The 16,497-nt window shown below is 43.9% G+C and carries 17 protein-coding genes; 4 read left to right on the forward strand and 13 right to left on the reverse strand.

The window, feature by feature from the left end; translation table 11 throughout:
* On the forward strand, positions 1 to 217 hold a 217-nt coding region (locus L1D55_RS04720; protein WP_239915817.1), incomplete at its 5' end, for an IS3 family transposase.
* A gap of 27 nt (positions 218 to 244) precedes the next feature.
* Here L1D55_RS04720 and L1D55_RS04725 read toward each other — a convergent pair.
* Together L1D55_RS04725 and L1D55_RS04730 are read right to left on the reverse strand one after the other, a co-directional pair.
* Positions 245 to 1,798: a hypothetical protein gene (locus L1D55_RS04725; RefSeq protein ID WP_239916675.1), complete on the reverse strand. Its 1,554-nt coding sequence runs from the start codon at positions 1,796 to 1,798 to the stop codon at positions 245 to 247.
* Positions 1,791 to 3,113: a site-specific integrase gene (locus L1D55_RS04730; RefSeq protein ID WP_239916676.1), complete on the reverse strand. Its 1,323-nt coding sequence runs from the start codon at positions 3,111 to 3,113 to the stop codon at positions 1,791 to 1,793. Before L1D55_RS04730 ends, L1D55_RS04725 begins: the two co-directional genes overlap by 8 nt.
* Before the next feature lie 155 nt (positions 3,114 to 3,268).
* Here L1D55_RS04730 and L1D55_RS04735 point away from each other — a divergent pair, with 155 nt between their 5' ends.
* The 3 genes from L1D55_RS04735 to L1D55_RS04745 all read left to right on the forward strand — a co-directional run bounded on the left by L1D55_RS04735 (position 3,269) and on the right by L1D55_RS04745 (position 6,245).
* Entirely contained in the window at positions 3,269 to 3,742 is a 474-nt protein-coding gene (locus tag L1D55_RS04735; RefSeq protein ID WP_239916677.1) for a GreA/GreB family elongation factor, read from the forward strand.
* Between the two features lie 88 nt (positions 3,743 to 3,830).
* On the forward strand, positions 3,831 to 4,607 hold the full coding sequence (locus L1D55_RS04740; RefSeq protein WP_239916678.1) for a YggN family protein: 777 nt from the start codon (positions 3,831 to 3,833) through the stop codon (positions 4,605 to 4,607).
* A 276-nt stretch (positions 4,608 to 4,883) separates the two neighbouring features.
* Positions 4,884 to 6,245 carry a sodium-dependent transporter gene (locus L1D55_RS04745; protein ID WP_239916679.1) on the forward strand — a complete coding sequence of 454 codons (1,362 nt, stop codon included), beginning with the start codon at positions 4,884 to 4,886 and terminating at the stop codon, positions 6,243 to 6,245.
* A gap of 165 nt (positions 6,246 to 6,410) precedes the next feature.
* Here the strand turns inward: L1D55_RS04745 and lipA are convergent, their stop codons facing one another.
* From lipA to lptE, 11 genes are all read right to left on the reverse strand, one after another.
* Positions 6,411 to 7,376, reverse strand: coding sequence for a lipoyl synthase (gene lipA / locus L1D55_RS04750; protein WP_004737631.1), 966 nt, complete (start codon positions 7,374 to 7,376; stop codon positions 6,411 to 6,413).
* Between the two features lie 4 nt (positions 7,377 to 7,380).
* Positions 7,381 to 8,040, reverse strand: a complete 660-nt coding sequence (gene lipB / locus L1D55_RS04755) for a lipoyl(octanoyl) transferase LipB (protein ID WP_004737632.1) — start codon at positions 8,038 to 8,040, stop codon at positions 7,381 to 7,383.
* A 195-nt stretch (positions 8,041 to 8,235) separates the two neighbouring features.
* A complete protein-coding gene (gene ybeD, locus L1D55_RS04760; RefSeq protein WP_026084358.1) occupies positions 8,236 to 8,514 on the reverse strand; it encodes a DUF493 family protein YbeD in 279 nt (92 codons plus the stop codon).
* Positions 8,515 to 8,746: 232 nt separating this feature from the next.
* Positions 8,747 to 9,928, reverse strand: coding sequence for a serine hydrolase (locus L1D55_RS04765; protein ID WP_081090352.1), 1,182 nt, complete (start codon positions 9,926 to 9,928; stop codon positions 8,747 to 8,749).
* Positions 9,929 to 10,021: 93 nt separating this feature from the next.
* Positions 10,022 to 10,861, reverse strand: a complete 840-nt coding sequence (locus L1D55_RS04770) for a septal ring lytic transglycosylase RlpA family protein (RefSeq protein ID WP_102425037.1) — start codon at positions 10,859 to 10,861, stop codon at positions 10,022 to 10,024.
* Positions 10,862 to 10,864: 3 nt separating this feature from the next.
* On the reverse strand, positions 10,865 to 11,986 hold the full coding sequence (gene rodA / locus L1D55_RS04775) for a rod shape-determining protein RodA (protein WP_061033222.1): 1,122 nt from the start codon (positions 11,984 to 11,986) through the stop codon (positions 10,865 to 10,867).
* Positions 11,986 to 13,878: a penicillin-binding protein 2 gene (gene mrdA, locus L1D55_RS04780; protein WP_239916680.1), complete on the reverse strand. Its 1,893-nt coding sequence runs from the start codon at positions 13,876 to 13,878 to the stop codon at positions 11,986 to 11,988. Before mrdA ends, rodA begins: the two co-directional genes overlap by 1 nt.
* 6 nt (positions 13,879 to 13,884) lie before the next feature.
* Positions 13,885 to 14,355 carry a 23S rRNA (pseudouridine(1915)-N(3))-methyltransferase RlmH gene (rlmH, locus tag L1D55_RS04785; RefSeq protein WP_004737638.1) on the reverse strand — a complete coding sequence of 157 codons (471 nt, stop codon included), beginning with the start codon at positions 14,353 to 14,355 and terminating at the stop codon, positions 13,885 to 13,887.
* A 3-nt stretch (positions 14,356 to 14,358) separates the two neighbouring features.
* Positions 14,359 to 14,676, reverse strand: a complete 318-nt coding sequence (gene rsfS / locus L1D55_RS04790; protein WP_008224165.1) for a ribosome silencing factor — start codon at positions 14,674 to 14,676, stop codon at positions 14,359 to 14,361.
* Positions 14,677 to 14,726: 50 nt separating this feature from the next.
* Positions 14,727 to 15,752 (reverse strand): DNA polymerase III subunit delta, encoded by a 1,026-nt coding sequence (holA, locus tag L1D55_RS04795; protein ID WP_239916681.1) that lies wholly within the window; start codon positions 15,750 to 15,752, stop codon positions 14,727 to 14,729.
* 12 nt (positions 15,753 to 15,764) lie between these two features.
* Positions 15,765 to 16,418 (reverse strand): LPS assembly lipoprotein LptE, encoded by a 654-nt coding sequence (gene lptE / locus L1D55_RS04800; RefSeq protein ID WP_239916682.1) that lies wholly within the window; start codon positions 16,416 to 16,418, stop codon positions 15,765 to 15,767.
* Between the last annotated feature and the right edge of the window lie 79 nt (positions 16,419 to 16,497).

Genomic DNA, 16,497 nt, shown 5'->3' on the forward strand with positions numbered 1-16,497 from the left:
TATGAGTAGGAAAGGAAACTGCTGGGACAATGCTTGTGTTGAGAGTTTCTTCCATTCTATGAAAGTGGAAGCGATCCAATATGAGCCGATTATGACGAGAGAGCAGATGCGCCAAACGATCTTCGAGTACATAGAGGTTGATTATAATCGAACGAGAAGGCACAGTGCTCTTGGGTATCTAAGCCCAGTTAACTTTGAACAACAAAATGTCGCTTAATGAAGTGTCCAGTCTGGCTGGAGCAGATCAGTGCAAGAAAAGCGACTCTTCAATACACTCTCTAAACGATAGCAAGCACCAAATGTCGGCAGTGGATTGGACAATAACTTGATGAGTGCAGCCAAAGCAGGCTAATAAGTCGGCACAAGCGAGTCGTTCCCCCTCTTTTGCTAACCCTTGCTTATACGCTTTCTTGGTGTATTTGTCAGACTTACTTCCGAAAGGGGCGTCGCAACTACTGCCATTTGATGTACGACTAAGGTTCGGTATATAAATCGCATTCTCTTTTTCAATCACAAGAACATCAATACCAAGGTTCTTTTGTGCATCTTCTGGCGACACACCATTCTTTATTTGTTCTTCACGAATGGCCAGAGAGTCTTGCAGCATCCCATTATTGCTTTGCTTATTACCCTGACTGTAATGTTTTTTCCGAACATTAGGTGTATTTCCAAGCATAATGTCGTTAGTTATTTCACCTTGATGGTATGCGGTTAATTGAGCGCCCGTTTCACGGAATCGACTAATGACAGGGCGCAATCGTCGTCCTGTTTGATCGGTGAAAGTAAAGTACTTTTCCATCCAAGATTGAAGGAAGCTTTGTAGGGTTGCCCTTTTGATAGGTTGAACTTTTTTCGAGGCAATGTTTTGCAGTAGTAGGGCATTTTCACCAGTAGAAATTAATCGTGAAGCCTCAAGTAACTTATCGAAAAAATCCATCGAATACTTTGGTATTTCTAGTTCGTGCTCACCCACTTCAACACTAATGGTTTTAAAAGCTCGGCGCTTAAATGCTGGCATTGTATACCACACTTCACCCACCTTAAGTGATGCATTTGTAGGCTGCTTTAACTTAAACAAGTCACCTGTATTGGCATAGGTGTAATACGCCATTAGAAATGTACCAGCTGCCATCATTTTTGTTATGCCACTACATAATTGATATTCACTTCCTTTCCAGATAAAGGTCATGGTTGGTATGCTTTGGTGAGCCTGAATATGCTTATCAGGGACGCTTACAAATTGTTGATGCGTTTGTTTAAATAGTGCTCGTAAAAAAGGCAGTATTTGTTTTAAATCGCTTCGTGTATAGGCTTCAAAAGGCTCGACATCACTACAATATCGCACAACAATATTGTCAAAGTACGATCGAGGCAAATCTAGGTATTGAGTAAAAAGATTCAATAATAACGTATGAGTTTTTCTATAGGTTGAGTTTTTGATTTGCCCTAACATCACACGCTCATTTTGATGCGTCATATATTCCTCAATTGAGGACTGAGTAAAGGATTTAACATCGCTCTTGTCACACCATCGAAGGTATTGCAATAATTTGAAGAAATAGGAGTGTAGTTTTTCGTGACTACCACCTTCCTCGATAGCTTCGTCAAATCGAGCTTTTATTTGATGAATACAGCCTTTTCTATCGGCACTTTCAAACTGTTCACCTTGCTGTAAAGCTTCAGTGGATGGAGCGTTTTTAACCAAAAATCGATTAAAATCAGCTAGTTTGTTCCCCTCTACCTTCAAGTGAATACACAAGTCGGGATTCCAGTTATGAAGGTACGTGATGTTACTCATTATCTGCCACCAACACTTCATGCATAATGTTATCTAGAATGCCAAATTTTACTTTGAATGCTTCCTTACGTTTTAGGTAACGCAGGTACTTCCAAGTGGTAGATTCATTTTTATGTCCCATCCAACTCATTAGTAGTTCCATACATTCCACAACAGGCAAGCCAGCTTCAAGAAGGTCATTGAGGCGATAAGTGCAGTATGTTGAGCGAAAGTCATGATAACGGTGCTCAAAGGCAGGGTGCGCTTGCTTGATTTTTGTCCTTAATTCTCCCCATCTTGCCTCTATGGATTTTGCTGAAACAGGGTTGCCCTGTTCACTAATAAATAAGGGTTCATGATTTAGGCAAAACTCTAGTTTTCCGACCATTTCATGGCTTAACCCTTTTGTGGACTCTTCGAAATTATCTAGCTTTGTATTGAGCTTGTTTGCTCGCTTCAAACGACGATTGGAGGTGCGGTAAGCCCCTAGCTCAATAAGTAATACTTTAGATATTTCAATGGTTCTCTCTTTGCCGTATTTAGTGTGAACCCCGTTACGATGGGGAGAGGTGGTTATTTCATATCGGTGCTCAGACTCGGCAAGAGGTCGAGCAATATCAAGTGCATCAAGCGTTAGTGTCGCGACTTCTTGAATTCGTAACCCTGTATCAATAGAAATCAGAATTTGTAGTCTAAGCTCTTCGGATGCCATAGGTAAGTAGCTGGTTAACGTGGATAAGTCTTCTTGGCTTAATGGTGTTAAAGGGCGTATGTTTTTACTATCGTTGTCTCTTGGTACTTTGATGCGTAAATCGCTCGTTTCTACCATGAAGCTTGGAGTGGTATGAGCTAGCATATCGGTTCGATTAACAGAAACAAACTCGATATTAAATGGTGCTTCTTTCTCATTCTTAATCTTTAGATAACCATCGTGCATCAACCATTTGTAGTAATTTACCACCTGATTCATGCGTACACTGGCTGTAGAGTGAGCCAGGTCCTCCCTTTTTATTAATTTCAATAAGTAAGAACGAAATAGGTAAGTCGGTTTTAAACGCTTGATGGGTGGGAATACATCCCATTGAAGACTGCTGTCCTCAAGAAATTGGTAGTAACTTTTTAAAGCTTGAGCATATGGCTGTAAATCTATCGTTTGCTTGACCGCTTTTTGATAGAAGAAGTAGCTGTTTGCTTGGTGATTAAATTCACCGTTTTCTGAATAGAGAGTCGGTAGGGAGCTGATATTATCAGCAGAAGGTGTAACAAAGCATTGTCCATCACTTATAGATAGCTGAGATTCTTTAAAAACATTGTCGGAACTGATTAGAAACGCCATAAAATCCTCATGGAAAACACTGTTCATACACCCAGTATGGTCGGTAGTGATATATTTTCCAGATTTATTTATATGTGTAAGATGCTTTTCCTACATTAACCTGTCATAGTACCTAATTCTATCCTGTAGCTCCTATAGAAAAGCACCCCAATAGTATGAATAAATCTGAGCTCCGCCAAATAATCTTAGAGCAACTTGAAGCCCGATTACGTATCGCGCAGTCCGCTACACAGCGTGCCATTGACGCAGCTACTGATGAAGAGACGGTACCTGAACACAAGTACGATACGTTGGCGTTAGAAGCCTCGTACCTTGCTCACGGGCAAGCGGTGAGAGTGCTAGAGTGCGAAGAGGATATTCAGTGTTACCGAAACCTAGTTTTACGGGATAGTGAGAAAGTGACAGTGAGTAGCTACGTTGTGGTGATTGACGAGCATGACCAATATAAGCATTTTTTCATGGGGCCAAGAGTCGGTGGGCTTTCTGTTACCTGGAACGGTAATGAAGTATCTATTGTGACTGCGAATGCACCGTTTGGTCGGGCTCTTATGGGGAAAGAAGTCGGCGACGAGGTTGAGTTTAGCGTCGCTGATAAACCGTTTTGTTACGAAGTGGTTTCTATTGATTGAGCTCCGAGTGAATTGATATAAAACCTAGCCCTGACAAAGAAGCATAAACTCAGGGTATAGTAATCTGGCAGATTGATGAGAGGATGTTATGAAAAGCAATGTATTTATGAAAAACAGTGTGTTAATTGCATCGTTAACAGCGGCGATCTCTGTTGTGAGCCTGCCAACATTTGCAGCTCAATGTCGAGTTGATTTGAAGAATGAATTGCGAATCGATGACCAAAAAGTCGAAATTCATCAGGTAAATGGTGATACCGCCGTGTTCGATAACAACAACGATCTCTATATTCATGGCGAGAAAGTTGAGCTTGATGCTGACCAACAAGCGGCGATTGAAAAATATCGCGAGAGTATGAGTGAGTACATACCGCGAGCTAAGCAGATGGCAAGCGAAAGTCTCGCATTAGCCAATGATGTGATTGATGATATTGCTGTTAGTTTAGACTCTCCAGAATCGTTTGATAACGTAAAAGAGTCGATGAAAACGTTTTTCGCAGACCTAGAAGCCCGCTACTACAAAGACGGTGAATTGGTTTTGCCTGCAGACAGCTTTGAGTCGATGACCAATGGTTGGTCTGAAGACTTCGAAAAAGCTAAAGAGATTTTTAACCAAGAGTTTATCTCTAGTGCTTTTAATGCCATGTCAGAAAAGATGAAACAAGAAGGCGGACTTAACCTGACAGAATTGACGGACAGCATGGCTGAACTCAAGCTGAAAGTTGAAGAGCGAATGAAGCAGCACGCCAAGCTGATGGAAGAAGAAAGCGCAGAGCTCTGTGACTCTCTTGATGAGATGGCGGAACAAGAGCAAGAGCTGCATGAAATCATTCCGAACCTAAAAGATTATCAAGTATTCACGATTTAATTCGAGTCTAGTGATGAATAGCAAGAGCACCGATGGGTGCTCTTTTTGTTTGTGTTGCTTGCCCAACGAACAATATCTGACTTGGTTTTGGGCGTTCTGATAATCCTTGTGTTTATGGTGATGGAAAACTATCGAACTGGATTTTTGTTAATTTTGCGGTTCTAAATAGCGCATTGATTGTAAAAATTAGAGAATTGTTCATTTATTGGTTGTGTCTATCATTGCTTTTTATTACCGTACTTCTCAACTAGTTCACTGATTCTTTGTGCGAGCAATATGGACCAACAATCTTCTTCTTCAAGAGAGCTGTTTAGTTCTCGTTTAGGCTTTATTTTAGCTGCGGCTGGTGCTGCTGTTGGCTTGGGTAACATTTGGGGTTTTCCAACTCAGGTAGCGAGCAATGGCGGTGGTGCCTTTCTACTGGTTTACCTAATCATGATTTTCGTGGTTGCGTTTCCTATGCTGGTGGTTGAAATGGCGATTGGTCGTCATGGCCAAGCCAACCCAGTTGATAGCATGCGCTCACTAACGAGTAACCCGCTAGGAAAGAAGGTCGGTGAATTTGTTGGTTGGATTGGGTTAAGTGTCCCAAGTGCCGTATTGGCTTTTTACAGCATTGTTGGTGGCTGGTTGATCTGCTTCCTAATTGGTGCTGTCGCTGATCTTATTGGTCTAGAGGCGGCTGCTGATTGGTTCAAAGGCTTCAGTGTTGAGCGTAATGTATTTGGTACTGTAGCGTTCTACGTACTGACCATTCTCATTGTACAGGGCGGTGTTAAGCAAGGTATCGAGAAGTGGTCGACGCGCTTAATGCCAGCGCTGTTTGTTTTGTTCGGCTTGTTGTTCGTATACATCATGACTCAAGCTGGCGCAATGGAAGGCTTGAAGCATTACCTAGTGCCTGATTTTGAAAAGGTGTGGGATAGAAAACTGATTCTAGCGGCGATGGGACAAGGCTTCTTCTCGCTAACGATTGGTGGCTGTTCAATGTTGGTTTATGGATCTTACTTAAGTAAGAAAGAAAACCTGCCAAAAATGGCAATGAACGTGACGCTGGTAGATACTGCAGTGGCTTTTATTGCTGGTTTGGTAGTAATGCCAGCAATGTTTGTTGCGATGCAAAAAGGCGTTCAAATCTATGCAGAAGATGGCTCGCTGTTAAGTTCTGACACGCTAGTGTTCACTGTTCTGCCTTTGATGTTTGATAGCTTGGGTGTGCTCGGTCAGATCTTCGCAATTGTTTTCTTCTTGTTGCTAACCATTGCAGCACTAACGTCTTCTATCTCAATGTTAGAAGGCCCGGTAGCGTTAGTGAGCGAGCGTTTTAATACTAGACGTACGCCAACAAGCTGGGTGATTGGCGGTGCAATCGCACTATTTAGTGTGGTGATTGTTTACAACTTTGCTGCGATGTTTGGCATGGTTGCGATGATTGCGACACAGTACTTGCAGCCAATTGCTGCATTGATGTTCTGTCTGTTTGGTGGATTGGTGTGGAGCCGAGCTTCAAAAGTGAAAGAGCTTGAGCAAGGCTGCCCGGACTTTCAACTTGGCTGGTTTGGTAAGGTTTGGCCGATGTATGTGAAGTTCGTGTGCCCAATCTTAGTTGCAACGGTAATCTGGGCTTCTTTCGGCTAATTCGCCGTTATTGTTCACTTGTCTATTGTTTAGACCTGAATTTACCAAAGCCGCTCTCATAGAGCGGCTTTGTTGTATTTGAATGATAATGTAACGGTTTGTTGATAAGAAAAAGGCGCATCCCCGAGGGAATGCGCCTTTGAAACTTAGGAGATAAGTACTCGCTTACTTGATTTCCATACCTTGTGCTTGCAAGTCTGCATGGTAAGAGGAACGTACAAACGGACCACATGCTGCGTGAGTGAAGCCTAGCTCTAGAGCAATCTCTTTTAGCTCGTCGAACTCTGAAGGTGGCACGTAGCGTTCTACAGGTAAATGGTGACGGCTTGGCGCTAGGTATTGACCAAGAGTCAGCATAGTTACGCCGTGCTCACGAAGGTCTTTCAGTACTTGAATGATCTCTTCTTTGGTTTCACCAAGGCCCATCATAACGCCAGATTTTGTTGGGATATCTGGGTGCTGCTCTTTGAACTTCTTCAGTAGATCAAGAGACCACTTGTAGTTCGCACCTGGACGCGCTTTACGGTATAGGCGTGGCGCAGTCTCTAGGTTGTGGTTGAAAACATCTGGCGGATTGTCTTTCAGTAGCTCTAGTGCAACGTCCATACGACCACGGAAGTCTGGAACCAGCGTTTCGATGCGAATGTTTGGGTTTAGCTCGCGGATCTCACGGTTACAGTCTGCAAAGTGCTTCGCACCACCGTCACGCAAGTCATCACGGTCTACTGAAGTGATTACAACATACTTCAGTTTCATGTCTTGAATTGTCTTAGCCAGCTTTTTCGGCTCTTCTGCTTCAGGAGCAACAGGACGACCATGGGCAACATCACAGAACGGGCAGCGACGAGTACAGATAGCGCCAAGAATCATAAACGTTGCCGTACCGTGGTTGAAACACTCGGCTAGGTTAGGGCAAGACGCTTCTTCACAAACTGAGTGCAGGTTGTTTTTGCGCATTGCTGATTTGATTTCTTGGATACGATGGCTGTCTGAAGGAAGTTTAATCTTCATCCATTCTGGCTTACGTAGTACTTCTTTCTGTTCAGCAGGCATATTCTTTACGGGAATTAATGCCATTTTGTCAGCGTCACGATATTTAACGCCTTTTTCCATTTGGATTGGTTTGCTCATGATTTTATGCTTCTGCTGTAATGTTACTGGTGGCTTGAATGTCTACTTGGTCATAGCCGAGCAGCTCTACGAGCTCTTGTATTAACTGTTGCTCAACGTTCTCTAATTCACTTGGTCCGCCTAGTTGGCTTACCTGTGCCATTTCCATACCTTGGTAACCACATGGGTTAATGCGTAGGAATGGGGACAGGTCCATATCAACGTTTAGTGCTAGCCCATGGAATGAGCAGCCACGTCGAATTCGTAATCCGAGTGAACAGATTTTCTTGCCATCGACATAAACACCAGGAGCGTCAGGTCGGGCAGCTGAATCTATATTGTAAGCTTTCAGAGTGTTGATTACGAGGTTCTCGATATGAGTAACCAAATCGCGCACTCCGAACTTCTTGCGGCGGATGTTAATCAGAAAGTACGCAACTAACTGACCTGGGCCGTGATAAGTCACTTGGCCACCGCGATCGCTTTGTATCACAGGGATATCGCCAGCATTTAATACATGCTCAGCTTTGCCTGCTTGTCCTTGAGTGAAGACAGGGTTGTGTTCAACCAACCACACTTGGTCTACGTCTTCTTCTGTGCGTTCGTCTGTGAACTTATGCATGGCTTTCCATACAGGTTCGTAATCCTGACGGCCTAATTTTTTTACGATTAGCTTATTTTGCAAAGCGGCACTCCCTCAAGGATTAATAAAGTGAACGCATTATAAACGTGAAACATGATTCTAACTACAGATGGACTGCAAGGTTTTTCAACTTTCTTTGTATTTATTTAAAATTAAGTTGAATGAATTTGACCGCATTAGGGTGCTATAAACAAAAACAGCGGCAATAAGCCGCTGTTTTTCATGCGTAATCGAGGATTACAGAACCATACGAACGATTTCGATCTCGCCTAGTTCTTTGTATAGCGTTTCCACCTGCTCAATTGAAGTCGCAGTGATGTTGATAGAAACAGAGTGGTAGTTACCCTTTGCACTTGGTTTTAGTGTTGGGCTGTAGTCACCAGGAGCATGACGCTGGATCACTTCTAGCACTAGTTCAGTCAGTTCTGGCTTAGCGTGGCCCATTACTTTGTAAGTGAATGAACAAGGGAACTCTAAGAGGTCTTTTAGTTTTGCATCAGAATTGATGTTCATGATTAGCTCCAAAAGGCTAGACTCTCGCAAATTGGCGGAAGTCGATAAAAAGCGTGTTCGGTCAGTAGACTCGAGTAATAAGGCGGAATATTACGTGTAAATATCACTGAACTCAAGATCAACAAAAGCCGCACATGGCGGCTTTTGTTTCGCTAAAGAGTAAATAATGAACTTACTCATTAGGTTAGCTTTCCTACAAGCCAAGGTTTTGTTTAGAACAAAATCTTGGACTTACTTAGAATAAGCCTTTGAATAGTAGTACTAGGTAATCCCATAGGCGGCTAAATAGGCTGCCTTGCTCTACGTCTTCAAGTGCTAGTAGTGGGTATTCCGCAACGTCTTCACCATCAACTTGGTAGAAAAGTTTACCAACAACATCACCTTTGCTGATTGGCGCTTCTAGCTCTTTCTCAAGTACAAAGCTTGCTTTAAGGTCTTTAGCTTGGCCGCGAGGCAGAGTGACGAAAGTATCTTCATCAACACCTAGCGCTACCGTATCTTTGCTACCCATCCAGATTTTTTCTTCTACGAAAGTTTCACCAGCAGTGTGTGGTGCTACTGTTTCGAAGAAGCGGAAGCCGTAGCTAAGCAGCTTTTTGCTTTCTGTTTTACGAGCGTTTGCATTCTTAGTACCCATCACAACCGCAACTAGGCGCATTTTGCCTTCTGTTGCTGAGCTTACTAGGCTGTAACCTGCATTGCTTGTGTGGCCTGTTTTAATGCCATCAACGTTCATGCTCTTGTCCCACAACAGACCATTACGGTTGTATTGGGTGATGCCGTTGTATGTGAATTTTTTCTGTGAGTAGATACGGTACTCATCAGGAACGTCACGAATTAGCGCCTGACCAAGCAGTGCCATATCGTAAGGCGTTGAGTATAGGTTCGGGTTGTCTAGACCGTGCACGTTAGCAAAGTGCGTGTCTTTCATGCCGATAGAGCTTGCCCATGCGTTCATTAGGTCCACGAATGCGTCTTCTGAACCTGCAATGTGCTCAGCCATTGCAACACAAGCATCGTTACCTGATTGAATGATGATACCGCGGTTCAGTTCTTCAACTTTAACCGTTGTGCCAACTTCAACGAACATTTTAGATGAGTCTGGGAAGTTTTTAGCCCAAGCATTTTCACTGATTACAACATCGTCGTTTAGGTTGATGTTACCACGCTCAAGTTCTTGACCGATTACGTAGCTCGTCATCATCTTGGTTAAACTTGCTGGAGAAAGTTGAGTATTCATCTCTTTCTCTGCTAGTACTTTGCCTGAATGGTAATCCATCAGAACAAAACCTTTAGCGGCGATTTGTGGTGCATCAGGAACAACAATTGGAGCAGCGAATGACGATGTAGCTATTGTTGCTGAAAGCGCAACAGAAGTAGCAAAAATCGTTTTAACAAGTTTATTAGATTTAATCATTTTGAATGCAATTATTTGGTGAACTATTCATATCTTACCAGAATCACTCTGTCACACCAGAGCGCTGATTACCAGAGGTTACTGTCAGATTAATTAGCGAGTTAGCGTGTGTTTCTTGATATAAGCAGAAGGGTAACCCATCAGCTTAACCTGTTCTAATTTCTCTTGAGTCAGAGCATAGTCATGAAATGGCCCAAGCATCAGTCGGTATTGACCATCATTTGGCTGCAAGAAGCTTGCTACTGCTAGCTTTTCGCTGAGATCTTTGGCTAACTTCTCCGTTCTGTCTTCATGTTGCGATGTCGCGACTTGAATAATAAATTGTGGCAAAGCCGCCTTCTTTTTAGCGTCAGTTGGCATTGCAACTTTGATTACTTCAATCTCAACATTTGCGGTGCCTGTCCTTAAGACATCAAGCTTGTAAGCCGCCGCATAACTGAGGTCAATGATTCGCCCTTCATGGAATGGGCCGCGATCATTAATACGCACAATCGTTGTTTTGTTGTTGTCGGTATTAGTGACTTTGACATAACTTGGAATCGGCAATGTTTTGTGTGCCGCCGACATCGAATACATGTCGTAAATCTCGCCGTTAGATGTCAAATGACCATGAAATTTTTTGCCGTACCAAGACGCTTTGCCTTTCTCGGTGAAGCCTTCGGTTTCCTTTACGATTTTGTAGTCTTCACCACGTAGGGTGTAGTCACTGTTACCACCTAGGCTGTATGGTTCATATTGAGGATGTGCGTCCTCTAAATGCTCGACCGAGATAGGAGCATCAGGCGCGATATCTGAATCGATATCGTAGCGGCCACTTGGCTTCTGCGAGGAACAGCCATTGATTAAAATCGCTAAGCCCAGAATTGAGACTATTTTTTTGATTGGCAGCTCATCAACCAAAGATGCTTTTTTTGAAAACGTTGTAATAGACATCGATTAGGTCGCCTTTGAGAATGCTTTTCTGTGTGTGTGGATCGACATTAAAATACCAAAACCAGCCATTAAGGTAACCATAGAGGTACCGCCATAGCTGACCAAAGGAAGAGGTACACCTACAACCGGTAGAATGCCACTTACCATGCCAATATTTACAAAAATATAAACGAAGAAGCTCAGTACAATACTGCCGCCCATCATTCGACCAAAGGCCGTTTGCGCTTGGCTTGCTAGGTACAAACCACGTCCAATAATGAATAGGTAGATAGCCAGTAAGAACAAGATACCTATCATGCCCCATTCTTCAGCGATAACCGCAAAGATGAAGTCAGTATGGCGCTCTGGAATGAACTCTAGTTGAGACTGAGTCCCTTGTAGCCAGCCTTTTCCGGATATACCGCCTGAACCTATCGCAATCTTACTTTGAATGATGTGGTAACCCGCACCTAATGGATCTGATTCAGGATCAAAAAGGGTTCTTACACGCACCTTTTGGTATTCACGCATTAAGAAGAACCACAGAATTGGGATAAATGCGCCCAAGGCAACTGCTGCACTGGCAATGATCTTCCAGCTAATACCTGCTAGGAATATCACGAAGATACCCGATGCCGCGATAAGGATAGATGTGCCTAAATCGGGTTGCTTAGCAATTAGAATGGTAGGTACAAACACCATAACCAGCGAGATCGCCAAGGTTTGGAATGTCGGTGGTAGTGAACGTTTACCAATAAATCTCGCCAGCATTAAAGGCACGGCTAGCTTTAAGAGCTCTGAGGGCTGGAAGCGAACAAAGCCGAAATTGAGCCAGCGCTGCGCACCTTTAGAGGCTTCGCCAAAAAAGAGTACGCCTAATAGCAAAACAACGCCGCCAGCGAATAGCACTGGGGCTAAAGTCTCGTAGGTACGTGGTGATATCTGAGCTAAGAAGATCATTACGCCCAAAGAGAGTGCCATACGCATCGCCTGGCGATCCATCATCGCTAAGCTCTGTCCACTCGCGCTGTACATGATTAATAAGGCAAAGCCCATTAAAACTAGAATGCCGAGTAAGAGTGGCAGATCGATATGGAGCCTTTCAAATAAGGCTCTGTTTCGTCCTGTTGAAGGATCAAGTTTCATTATTTTATTGGCTCGCTTTGATAATCTTCTGCAAGGATAATGTGGTCTAGAATTCGTCTTACTACTGGAGCACCATTAGAAGAACCACCACCGGCATTTTCTAGAACAATGGTAACAACGGCCTCTGGAGATTCGATAGGTGCGTAGCCAGTAAACAATGCGTGGTCACGTAGGTGCTCAGCGATTTCATCGGCGTTGTACTCTTCATCTTCTTTCAGACCAAAGACTTGTGCTGTACCTGACTTACCTGCGGTAACGTAAGACATATTTTGGAATGAGCGTCTTGCCGTTCCTTTTTTGCCGTGGTTAGCCAGCTTCATACCTTCTTGAGCGATATCCCAGTACTTCTTCTTAACGCCTGTTAGCGGCGGGTAAGTTTCAATGTCCGACATAACTTGCTCGTCGAATGGGTGACCGTTTTCAATGGTGGCCCGCAATAGGTGAGGTGCTGTCACCTCGCCCTTATTGACCAGCACAGAGGTCGCTTTTGCAATCTGCATTGGTGTAGCTGTCCAGTAGCCTTGCCCGATACCTACAGGGATTGTGTCACCTTGGTACCATGGCACACGGTGTCTGGCCATTTTCCAGTCTCGGGTTGGCATGTTGGCTTTACTTTCTTCGTAAATGTCGATGCCCGTGTAATCACCAAATCCAAACATCATCATCCATTTGGATATGCGGTCTATACCTAGGTCATACGCGATCTGGTAGAAGAAAGTGTCCACCGACTCTTCGATGGCTTTTACGATATCGACTTTACCGTGTCCCCAACGTAACCAATCTCGAAATGGTCGAGTTTTAGAGTTCGGGATCTTCCAATAGCCAGGATCGTTACGCGTGGTATTTGGAGTTATGACACCTTCTTGTAAAGCTGCAACGGCCATAAACGGTTTGATTGTTGATGCTGGTGGATAGATGCCAAGTGTGGTTCGGTTTACCAGAGGGCGGTTCTTATCCTGAAGCAGTGCGTTGTAACCTTTAGAGGAAATGCCATGTACGAACGCATTCGGGTCATAGCTTGGGCTTGAAACCATCGCCAATACGCCGTTATCTTTTGGATCCAATACAACTGCTGAGCCACGGCGTCCATCGAGTAGCTTATGAACATAAAGCTGAAGGTTGATATCCAGGTTCAGTACAATATCTTTACCCGGAACAGAAGGGACAAATTTTAGCGTGCGGATAACTCGACCGCGGCTGTTGACTTCAACTTCTTGATAGCCGGCTGTGCCGTGTAGCAAATCTTCGTAATAGCGTTCGATACCGAGCTTACCGATATCACGAGTCGCTTGGTAATTGGCGTCTTTTTCTTCCCGTACTAAGCGTTGCATATCACGGTCGTTGATACGAGAGACATAACCAATAACGTGGGTAAGCACATCACCATACGGGTAGAAGCGCTTTAAAGTACCTGTAACTTCAACACCTGGGAATTTGTGTTGATTTACCGAGAATATAGCAACTTGCTCTTCTGTCAGCTGGTTAAGAATAGGTACTGATTTAAAGCGTCGTGAATTACGGCGCTCACGGTTAAACCGTTCAATACGCTCTGGTGGGATCTCAATTAACTCTTGTAGACGGACAAGTGTGTCGTCCATGTCTTTAATTTTTTCTGGTGTGATTTCTAGGTTGAAAACCGGACGGTTCTCGGCAAGAAGTACACCGTTTCGATCGTAAATCAAACCGCGGTTTGGTGCGATTGGCACTACCTTAATACGGTTGTCGTTAGAGCGAGTTTTATAGTCTTGATATTGGTTGACCTGAATGTTGTACAGGTTAACAACCAACAAGGACATCATGACTATGATGCCTGCAAACGCAACAAAAGCACGGCTAGTAAATAGTCGTGCTTCTGCTTTGTAATCACGGATTTGGCTACGTTTACGTAACATTAACGCTTATTCTCGATGATAAGGGTGGTTAGCAGTGATGCTCCAAGCTCGATACAAGCTTTCAGCCATGATAACGCGTACTAATGGGTGAGGGAGAGTAAGCGCAGACAGAGACCAACTTTGGTCCGCGGCCGCTTTACATGCAGGTGCTAATCCTTCAGGACCGCCAATCAGGATAGAAACATCACGTCCATCCAACTTCCAGCTTTCCAATTGCTCAGCAAGTTGTGGTGTGTCCCACTTTCTTCCTGGGATATCTAGAGTGACAATTCGGTTGCCTTTTGGCACTGCTGCCAACATGGCTTCGCCTTCTTTTTGAAGAATACGAGCGATATCAGCGTTCTTACCACGCTTACCTGCAGTTATTTCAACGAGCTCTAACGGCATGTCGTGAGGGAAGCGGCGTTTATATTCGTTAAACCCTTCTTCAACCCACTTCGGCATTTTCGTGCCAACCGCGATTAACTGGATCTTCAAGTTTTAGCCCCAAAGTTTTTCTAGTTGGTACAGTTCACGATGCTCTTCTTGCATAACGTGAAGCATACTTGTACCCATATCTAGTACAACCCATTCACCTTCTTGCTGGCCGTCCATACCAAGTGGTTCAAGACCGGCTTTCTTTACTTCGTCTGCAACATGCTGAGCAATTGAAGCTACGTGGCGCTTAGAAGTACCAGTACAAACGATCATGTAATCCGTCACACTTGATTTGCCTTCTACATCGATGGTCACAATAGATTCTGCTTTCATGTCGTCAGCTTTGTCTGCAAGAAAGTCTTTTAGTTCTTCACGTAACACTGGGTGTTCCTTAAATCTGAATTTGGTTCTACTAAGATCATAACACGCTTTTATGCGTGAGATGGTATTGAAGCTGAAGGGATACAAAACTCAACACTCAACTGATGGATTAGTGGCCAAGGCGACTGCTCATACTGCGCTTTTGTTATCAATTCTGCTTGGGTCAGCAACGCAAACAGTGAGTGTAATTGAGAAATTGAAACTCTTGTTAGCGCGGCGTTATAAAGCGGCTTTTTCGATTGCCAGATACGATGTTTTTCGAAAACCTGACCGATAGGCATGAGTTTCATTTGTTGCTGCATTTGCAGTAGTAACGCAAGCTCTCTTTGCACGCTTCGCAGCAGAATAACCGGTTCGACACCTTCAGCTTCGAGTTGTCTGAGAATCCTCTGTGCTCGATTCCCTTTCCCTGCCAATAGGGCATCACTCCAATGGAATGGAGTAAAGTGGTTGTGGCGGCTCAGAGACTCTTCTAAGCGTACTAAGGTTAGCTTTCCATCTGGATACTGAAGCGCCAGTTTTTCGAGGCTTTGTGTGAGTGCAAATAGGTTGCCCTCATGCCACTGTGCCAGCATTTGAACAGCTTCAGGATCTGGTGATAATCCGACTTGACGACAGCGTGCTTGAACAAACTGAGGTAGCCTGCTGACATCAGGCGTCAGGCAGCTTACCCAATGCCCTTGGTTAGAGAGTGCTTTAAACCATTTAGCGTTTTCTTGAGCTTTTGTCAGTTTGGTGCCAACAAGAATTAGCAAGATATCGTTGTGGATATGCTCAGAGATAGCCAACAGTTCTTTGGCTATTGCGGCATTCACGCCTGATTCTGGTAGCTCAAGTTCAATGATTTGACGGCTAGAAAATAGGCTTAGTGCTTGAGTACAGTCATAGACTTGGTACCAGTCCATACTGTTATCAATCGCAAAGCGGTGACGCTCTTCGAAACCTTGTTGTTTAGCCGCTTTTTGAATCGCTTCTCGGCTTTCTTGCAAGAGCAGTGGTTCGTTACCAAAAATCAGGTAAACGTTACTCAGCTGCTTAGCAAGTTGTTCAGGTAATCGGTCAGCAAAAATACGCATCAAATAAACCTATTATTGAGCAGATTCGCTGAGCTCTGGCTGTTCTTCTGTACTTGGATCAATTTCAACGTCGTCAATCTCAACATTCTTGATGTTGTATTGCTTCTCAAGTTCTTTAACTTGAATGTGTTCTAGCGCTTCAAGGTCCATGCTGTCTGCGGCGATGTTGGCTTTTAGGCGAGCCATCTGGCGAAGGATTTGGCTAGTTGCTAGCTTGCGCATTTCGTCTTCGATCATGTCGCGTTCAACCGACTTTGCAAGAGCCGTTAACGGGTTATCTAGGTAGCTTCGAGTTACGCTAGTCGCAAATGTCTTAGAGCCAAGATCTGGGATAGTTACTCGATATGAAGCGTTAAATGTCAGCTCAATTTCAGCAGCGCGAGTATTCTGATACAAAGAAAGTGTACGCTCACCAACGCCTTCACTAATGATATGCAGGTTAGGGGTATTTTCTGCAGGTGGCACAATTTCTACATCACTCATACGAAGCTGGCTCTTCATCATACGTGTGAACGTACTGTATTGGTCGTAACTGGTTACCGAGATCTTATTGAGTTCCTCCGGTACCGAGTAGTCACCACGCAGGTGAAAACCACAGGCACTAAGTAGGCTAACGGTTAGAACAACAATAGTAACTTTCAATGAAGATAGTGAAATCAGGCGCATTATTTGATGGCTCTCATGAAGGTAGAATACTTATTTAAAGGCTTTAGCTTGTTGAAGTGAGGTTAATCACTGAAAGTAA

The organism is Vibrio sp. Isolate22, from assembly GCF_022398115.1.
In the GTDB taxonomy this organism is placed as follows: domain Bacteria; phylum Pseudomonadota; class Gammaproteobacteria; order Enterobacterales; family Vibrionaceae; genus Vibrio.

What these genes read in the sequence shown, in the direction of transcription:
- L1D55_RS04725 (WP_239916675.1), bottom strand. Translation starts at nt 1,798, where the DNA reads ATGAGTAACATCACGTACCTTCATAACTGGAATCCCGACTTGTGTATT.
- L1D55_RS04730 (WP_239916676.1), bottom strand. Translation starts at nt 3,113, where the DNA reads ATGGCGTTTCTAATCAGTTCCGACAATGTTTTTAAAGAATCTCAGCTA.
- L1D55_RS04735 (WP_239916677.1), top strand. Translation starts at nt 3,269, where the DNA reads ATGAATAAATCTGAGCTCCGCCAAATAATCTTAGAGCAACTTGAAGCC.
- L1D55_RS04740 (WP_239916678.1), top strand. Translation starts at nt 3,831, where the DNA reads ATGAAAAGCAATGTATTTATGAAAAACAGTGTGTTAATTGCATCGTTA.
- L1D55_RS04745 (WP_239916679.1), top strand. Translation starts at nt 4,884, where the DNA reads ATGGACCAACAATCTTCTTCTTCAAGAGAGCTGTTTAGTTCTCGTTTA.
- lipA (WP_004737631.1), bottom strand. Translation starts at nt 7,376, where the DNA reads ATGAGCAAACCAATCCAAATGGAAAAAGGCGTTAAATATCGTGACGCT.
- L1D55_RS04765 (WP_081090352.1), bottom strand. Translation starts at nt 9,928, where the DNA reads ATGATTAAATCTAATAAACTTGTTAAAACGATTTTTGCTACTTCTGTT.
- L1D55_RS04770 (WP_102425037.1), bottom strand. Translation starts at nt 10,861, where the DNA reads ATGTCTATTACAACGTTTTCAAAAAAAGCATCTTTGGTTGATGAGCTG.
- rodA (WP_061033222.1), bottom strand. Translation starts at nt 11,986, where the DNA reads ATGAAACTTGATCCTTCAACAGGACGAAACAGAGCCTTATTTGAAAGG.
- mrdA (WP_239916680.1), bottom strand. Translation starts at nt 13,878, where the DNA reads ATGTTACGTAAACGTAGCCAAATCCGTGATTACAAAGCAGAAGCACGA.
- holA (WP_239916681.1), bottom strand. Translation starts at nt 15,752, where the DNA reads ATGCGTATTTTTGCTGACCGATTACCTGAACAACTTGCTAAGCAGCTG.
- lptE (WP_239916682.1), bottom strand. Translation starts at nt 16,418, where the DNA reads ATGCGCCTGATTTCACTATCTTCATTGAAAGTTACTATTGTTGTTCTA.